Genomic DNA, 1,258 nt, shown 5'->3' with positions numbered 1-1,258 from the left:
TGTAGTGGTACGCTGAATTTGGTCACTTAGTTAGAGGTGATATCATCACCTCATAAGTTAACAGGTGACATTATGACAAAACGTACAAGAAGACTATTTAGCGCTGAATTCAAATTAGAAGCGGCACAATTAGTCCTAGATCAGAACTACTCGGTGACAGAGGCTGCTCAAGCCATGAATGTTGGTAAGTCCACCATGGATAAGTGGGTTCGCCAGCTAAAAGAGGAACGCCAGGGGAAAACACCTAAAGCATCACCTATGACGCCTGAGCAAATTGAAATACGTGAATTAAAGAAGAAGTTAGCTCGCCTTGAAGAGCATAATGAAATATTAAAAAAAGCCACGGCTCTGTTGATGTCGGACTCACTGAACAATTCTTGATAATCAAGAAACTCAAGCCTTCGTAGCTTAGTTAGCGAGGCTCACACTGCCAGCAATGGTTCCGCAGGAGCTAGAACCATTGCTGGCATAGTAACAAATCTAGGAACGAACCTAAGTCGCTACAGAGCAGCTAAGTTAATGAAAAAACTTGGTTTAGTGAGCTGCCAATTGCCCAAGCATAAGTATCGAAGGGCATCACAGGAGCATGTTGAAATACCAAATTATCTGAGCCGTCAGTTCGCGGTTACTGAGCCCAATAAAGTTTGGGTTGGTGATGTCACTTATATCTGGACAGGTAATCGCTGGATGTACTTAGCGGTTGTTATAGATCTTTTCGCTAGAAAAGCGATTGGTTGGGCAATGTCGTTATCGCCTGATAGTCGATTAACAGGTAAGGCTCTGTCAATGGCCTACGAGTCTCGTGGTAAGCCACAAGGCGTGATGTTTCACAGTGATCAAGGGACTCATTATACAAGCAGGAGATACCGCCAATTGCTGTGGCGTTTCCAGATAAAGCAAAGCTTATCTCGACGAGGAAATTGCTGGGATAATGCACCAATGGAGCGTTTCTTTAGAAGTTTGAAAACAGAATGGGTGCCGACGGTAGGTTATCGTAGCTTTATTGAAGCTCAACAAGAAATTACTCGATACATAATTCAGTATTACTGTCAGGCCAGGCCCCATCAATATAATGGAGGGCTGACACCCAACGAGTCAGAACGATTGTTCTGGTTAAACTCTAAGAGCGTGGCCAATATCAGTTGACCACTACATAGCGACTTAGGTTCGTTCCTAGATTTGTTACTATGCCAGCAATGGTTCTAGCTCCTGCGGAACCATTGCTGGCAGTGTGAGCCTCGCTAACTAAGCTACGAAG

At 44.1% G+C, this 1,258-nt stretch carries 1 pseudogene; it reads left to right on the top strand.

The window, feature by feature from the left end:
• Positions 1-72 precede the first annotated feature (72 nt).
• A pseudogene (locus tag F0249_RS20050) lies at positions 73-1,146 on the top strand (IS3 family transposase).
• Positions 1,147-1,258 lie beyond the last annotated feature (112 nt).

Origin of the sequence: Vibrio sp. 03-59-1 (genome assembly GCF_013114135.1) — a bacterium.
Classification (GTDB): Bacteria; Pseudomonadota; Gammaproteobacteria; order Enterobacterales; family Vibrionaceae; genus Vibrio; species Vibrio cortegadensis.
Note: the sequence above shows the minus strand (reverse complement) of the source record. Positions and strands in the feature narration are given on the sequence as shown.